This window comes from Rathayibacter rubneri, from assembly GCF_023743255.1.
In the GTDB taxonomy this organism is placed as follows: Bacteria; Actinomycetota; Actinomycetes; order Actinomycetales; family Microbacteriaceae; genus Rathayibacter; species Rathayibacter rubneri.
The window spans coordinates 1-5,211 of sequence record NZ_JAMRYM010000153.1 but is presented as its reverse complement, the minus strand read 5'-3'; the positions used below and the strand labels follow the sequence as shown (position 1 = coordinate 5,211).

Genomic DNA, 5,211 nt, shown 5'->3' with positions numbered 1-5,211 from the left:
CGGCTCGAGAGGTCCCAGAGGTCGGTGCCGAGGCGGCGGTCGCGGGCCTGGGGTGCGACGGCGCCGCCGGGCCTCAAGCCGTCGAAGTAGGTGCCGCTCGCGGCTCCCACGTCGGGCTCGGAGCAGAGCGTGATCAGCGGCACCGCCCCCGCCTCGGCGGTGATGCCGTAGGAGCCCGAGGTCAGGGTCTGGAGCGTCTTCATCAGGCGGGAGTCGGCGCCGAAGCCGGTGGCCACGAATCCGGGGTGGAACGAGTAGGCGTCCACGGCGGTGGGCAGGAGGCGCTCGGCCAGCTCCCGGACGAAGAGGATCGTCGCGAGCTTGGACGTCCCGTAGGCGCGCCATCCGCCCAGCCACGGCCCCTTCCTCCGGTCGAGGTCCTCCAGGTCCAGGCGCCCGAACCGGTTGGCGACGCTCGCGGTCGAGACGACCCGCGCTCCGGGCCGGGAGGCGCCCGTCTCGATGAGGCGCGGCAGCAGCAGGCGGGTCAGCAGGAACGGCGCCAGGTGATTGCTCTGGATCGTCCGCTCGAAGCCGTCGGCCGACACCCCCCGCTCCGACACGAGGCCGCCGGCGTTGTTCGCCAGCACGTCGATCCCGTCGAAGCGCTCCAGCAGCGCGCTCGCGAGCGCGCGCACGTCGTCGAGCCGGTCGAAGTCGGCCACAAAGGGCACGCCTCCGACATCGGCGGCGACCGAGCGGGTGCGCTCGGCGTTGCGGCCGACCACCGCGACGGTCGCCCCCGCTCGCGACAGCTCGCCCGCGGCGATCCTCCCGATTCCGGAGCTCGCTCCGGTGAGCACGACGACGCGCCCCTTCATGTCAGCGACCACGGAGGTATCCGCCCTTCTCGAGACCGGCTTCGATCTCGAATCGATTGCGCAGCGGATCGCGACCCGCCACGAGGTAGGCGAACGGGAACCACATCCCGTAGCGCTTCCACTGCTGCTTGTGCACGGCCTCGTGCTCGAGGACGCGGTCCGAGGCGTTGGTGCCGGTGAAGTAGCTCGTGCCGACGCACGAGCCGCCCCGACCGTAGGACCAGTCCGGCATGCCGCGGAAGACGACGAGGCCGTTCCGCCGCTCGATCCGCCCGGTGCTCCACACGGCGCCCCAGGCGAGCCCGACCGCGCACCCGAAGAGGTACCCGGGGCGGGTGATCACGGGATGGAGGGCGACAGCCGAGACCGCCCTGCGGAGCGTGCTCACGCGCTCTCGCGGCCGTAGGTCTCGAGCAGGCGCAGCCACACCTCGCTGATCGTCGGGTACGAGGGGACGGCGTGCCAGAGCCGCGAGAGCGGCACCTCGCCGACGACCGCGATCGTGGCCGAGTGGAGGAGCTCGCCGACCTCCTTGCCCACGAACGTGACGCCCAGCACGACGCGGCGGTCCTCGTCGACGACCATGCGCGCGGTGCCCGTGTAGCCGACCGCGGCGAGCGAGGCTCCGGCGACGGAGCCGATCTCGTAGTCGACGACGCGAGTGCGGTAGCCGGCCTTCTCGGCGGCCGCGGCCGTGAGGCCGACCGAGGCGACCTCGGGGTCGGTGAAGACGACCTGCGGAACGGCCTCGTGGTCGGCGGTGGCGACGTGAGCGCCCCACGCGGAGTCGTGCACCTCGGCTCCGGTGGCGCGGGCCACGATGACGTCGCCCGCCGCGCGGGCCTGGTACTTGCCCTGGTGGGTGAGGAGCGCGCGGTGGTTCACGTCGCCCACTCCGTAGAGCCACGGCGTGGAGCCGCCGATCGGCGCACCGTCGGCGCCCAGCACGAGCATCGTGTCGTCGACGGTGAGGGACGAGCCCGGCTCGAGGCCGACGGTCTCGAGTCCGACGTCGCGCGTGTGCGGGGCCCGGCCGGTGGCCGCGAGGATCTCGTCGGCCTCGACGGTGCCGCCGTTCTCGAGCGCGACCGAGACGGTGCCGTCGGCACAGCGCTCGACCGAGGCGGGCGAGGCTCCGAGGCGGACGTCGACGCCGAGCTCGCGGAGCGAGTCGCCGACCAGCGTGCCGGCGAAGGGCTCGAAGGGGGCGAGCAGCCCGCTGCGCGCGAGCAGGGTGACGGAGGAGCCCATCCCCGCGTACGCGGTGGCCATCTCGAGTGCGACCACTCCGCCGCCGATGACGACGAGCCTGGGCGGCACGGTCTCGGCGCTGGTCGCCTCGCGGCTCGTCCAGGGAGCGGCGTCGCGGAGTCCGGGGACATCGGGGACGACGGCGGTCGTGCCGGTCGCGACGGCGACGGCCGACCGGGCACGGAGGACGCGCTCGGTGCCGTCCGGGGCGGTCACGGTGACCTCCCGCTCGCCGCTCAGGCGACCGTGCCCGCGCACCAGCTCGATGCCCGCTCCCTCGAGCCACTGCACCTGGCCGTGGTCGTCGAAGCCGCTCGTGACGGAGTCGCGGTGCGCGAGGAGCGCGGCCACGTCGACCCCGCCGGTCACGGCCTGCGCGGCGCCGGGGAGATCGCGTGCGGCTCGCAGCGCCATCGGGGCCCGCAGCAGCGCCTTGGAGGGCATGCAGGCCCAGTACGAGCACTCGCCGCCCACGAGCTCGCTCTCGACGATCGCCGCGGTGAGGCCGCCCTGGACGGCCCTGTCGGCGATGTTCTCGCCCACGGGTCCCGCTCCGATGACGATGAGGTCGAACTCGTCGGCGGGGGTGGTGTCGGTGCTCATGGTGTCCGGATCCTTCTCGGGCGTCCGCCCGTGACTGCTGGCCGGGACGCTCCGTCCCGGCGGGGGTGCCGGCGCGGCCGGCGGGAGGTCAGTGGGCGGGCACGATCTCGGCGCGCCAGCCGTCGTAGCGGCCGCCCTCGCTCTCGACGGCGTCGATGACCTGGCGGAGGAACGCCGTGGTGGCCTCCTCGTGGACCGCGGCGTGGTGGCTCGCGACGAGGACGTGCCGCAGACGCAGCCGGGAGATCGCGATCTCGTAGCCGGAGGCGACGAGCACCCGTCCGGCCCGTCGGGCGCGGCTCGCGCGCGAGAAGACGGCGAAGTGGTCGACCTCCCGCAGCTCCCACACCTGGTCGCCGTAGCGCAGGCGCACCTCGAGCTGGCGGGCGGCGCGCTCCTGCTGCGCCTCGAGTGAGGAGGCGTGCGCGGCGGGATGGGCGGCCGCGGCGGGACGGGCGGCGGCCGCGGGGGCGAGGATCTCGTCGCTCATCGTCCGGTGAACTCCGCGGTCGTCCGCGAGAGGAAGGAGCGCAGGCCGATGCCGGCGTCCTCGGACGCGGCGAGTCGGGCGAGCTCGGCGGGCAGAGCGCTCGCCGCCTCGTCGTCGGAGGAGGACAGGGCTAGCCGGGCGTTCGCGAGGGCCGCCTGCACCGCGAGCGGTGCCTGGGCGGCGATCCGCTCGGCGACCGCTCGGGCGGCGTCGGCGCCCCCTCCGTCGCGGACGACCTGCTGCACCAGTCCGATGCGGTGCGCCTCGGCGGCGTCGAAGGAGTCGCCCGTCAGGATCCAGCGCATGGCGTCGCCCCAGCCGGCGGCCCGCGGGAAGCGCAGCGTCGCGCCGCCGAACGGCAGGATGCCACGGGCGACCTCGATCTGGCCGAAGCTCGTCGACTCCTCCGCGACCACCACGTCGCTCGCGAGAGCGAGCTCGATGCCGAGCGTCAGGCACGTGCCCTGCAGCCCGATGACGACGGGCTTGGACACGGGGCGCGTCCGCAGTCCCCACGGATCGAGGCCGCCCTCGGGGACGAAGTCGAGTCCGCCCGAGGTGATCCGGGGGCCGATGTCGGCCAGGTCGAGCCCGGCGGTGAAGTGCTCGCCCGCGGCGAGGACGACGCCGACGCGCAGCTCGGGGTCGCGGTCGAGCTCGCCGTACGCCCCGGCGAGGGCGGAGAGCATCGCCAGATCGGCGGCGTTCCGCTTCTCGGGACGGTCGAGGACGATCTCGAGCACGTGCCCGCGCCGCTCCGTCCGCACACGCGGGCGGTCGCCGCTCGCGCCCCGCCCGCTCACGCCGGTTCCGCTCACGCCGGGCTCGCTCCCGCGGGGCTCGCTCACGCTGGGCTCTCGCACGTCGGTCCTCCGCTCGGTCGCGTCCGACCATCCTGCCTGGTGCCTCCGACATCGCGCCGTCCGACGGTCCGCATTCCGAGTGGTCGCTCAGGCCCCGCGGGCCAGCGCGCCGAGCAGGCGGAGGATCGTGGGCAGGTCGTCGACCGCGGCCGCGGGCGAGGCGGGGGCGAACGACGTGACTCCGGCGCCGGCGAGCGGGAAGCGCGCTCGCAGCGCCTCGAGGCTCGCGACGAGCCGGGCCGCCGGGACGCCGAAGGGGACCGGGTCGAACAGCCCGGCGATCTCGGCCGGGTCCAGGACGTCGAGGTCCATGTGCACGTACACGGAGCGGGCGCCGGTGGCCTCGACGGCGGCGACGAGCGACTCGGGATCGAGCTCGTCGGCGGGGAGGCTGCGCGCACCGCGCTCGAGGAGCCCGTCGATCTCGCCCGGGTCGATCGAGCGCACGCCGCCGAGCACGACGCGCTCGTCCTCGACGCGCTCCCCGGCCTCCGCGCTGAGCAGGCCGACGCCGCGGCCGAGGACGGCCGAGAGGACCATGCCCGAGAAGGCGCCGCTCGGAGAGGTGGCGGGCGTGTTCGCATCCGGGTGCGCGTCGAGCCAGACGAGGGCGACGGGCCCCTCCGCGGTGCGGACGGCGTGGCCGATCGCGGCGAACTCGACGCCGCAGTCGCCTCCGATCGTGATCACCGGGCCGGTCCGGCCGGCGAGCGCCTCGCGGACGCGCTCGGCGGTCGTCGCGACGGAGGCGTAGCGGCGGATCCCGGTGTCCTGCGCGTCGCCCGCCTCGGCGGGGATCTCGACGGCGACGGTGGCGGAGGAGGGCAGGTCGCCGCGGATCGCCTCGGCGCCGTCGACCAGGCGCATCGCGCGGGTCGACGCCGAGCCCTGCCACTGCGGGACAACGAGGAAGGACGCCATGACCCTCACTATGGCACGCGGGGCGCGGCAGCCTCAGACCGCCGGGAGCGCGTTCAGGGAGGCGTCGGCGCCCGGACTCGCGGGCACGGCCGCCGACGGTCCGTCCAGATCGACGAGCGCCTCGTCCAGAGCCGAGCGCGAGCGGTCGGCCGCGCGCCGGGCCTGCTCGAGCGCCGCGGGCGGATCCCCGGCGGCGAGTCGCGCCGCCGCGGCCAGCTGGTCGCCGGTCTCCTCCGCGAGGATCCGCGGCGCCGCGGTGATC

7 protein-coding genes are annotated in these 5,211 nt (G+C 75.1%); all 7 read right to left on the bottom strand.

Annotated elements, in window-relative coordinates; translation table 11 throughout:
• A partial coding sequence (locus NB037_RS18560) for an SDR family NAD(P)-dependent oxidoreductase (RefSeq protein ID WP_251948413.1) occupies positions 1 to 833 on the bottom strand: 833 nt, incomplete at its 3' end.
• Complete coding sequence (locus tag NB037_RS18555) at positions 823 to 1,209, bottom strand: Fe-S oxidoreductase (RefSeq protein ID WP_251948411.1); 387 nt, start codon at positions 1,207 to 1,209, stop codon at positions 823 to 825. The genes NB037_RS18560 and NB037_RS18555, both read right to left, overlap by 11 nt.
• Positions 1,206 to 2,675: a dihydrolipoyl dehydrogenase family protein gene (locus NB037_RS18550; RefSeq protein ID WP_251948409.1), complete on the bottom strand. Its 1,470-nt coding sequence runs from the start codon at positions 2,673 to 2,675 to the stop codon at positions 1,206 to 1,208. Before NB037_RS18550 ends, NB037_RS18555 begins: the two co-directional genes overlap by 4 nt.
• 88 nt (positions 2,676 to 2,763) lie before the next feature.
• Positions 2,764 to 3,165, bottom strand: coding sequence for a ribonuclease E inhibitor RraB (locus NB037_RS18545; RefSeq protein ID WP_251948407.1), 402 nt, complete (start codon positions 3,163 to 3,165; stop codon positions 2,764 to 2,766).
• The gene (locus tag NB037_RS18540) at positions 3,162 to 3,983 is read right to left on the bottom strand and encodes a crotonase/enoyl-CoA hydratase family protein (protein WP_251948405.1); all 822 of its coding nucleotides are present in this window, start codon (positions 3,981 to 3,983) and stop codon (positions 3,162 to 3,164) included. The genes NB037_RS18545 and NB037_RS18540 overlap by 4 nt, the downstream gene beginning before the upstream one ends.
• A 132-nt stretch (positions 3,984 to 4,115) precedes the next feature.
• The gene (locus NB037_RS18535) at positions 4,116 to 4,949 is read right to left on the bottom strand and encodes an arginase family protein (RefSeq protein ID WP_251948402.1); all 834 of its coding nucleotides are present in this window, start codon (positions 4,947 to 4,949) and stop codon (positions 4,116 to 4,118) included.
• 33 nt (positions 4,950 to 4,982) lie between these two features.
• Positions 4,983 to 5,211, bottom strand: a 229-nt coding sequence (locus tag NB037_RS18530; RefSeq protein WP_251948400.1) for a hypothetical protein, incomplete at its 5' end; no start/stop codon positions are given.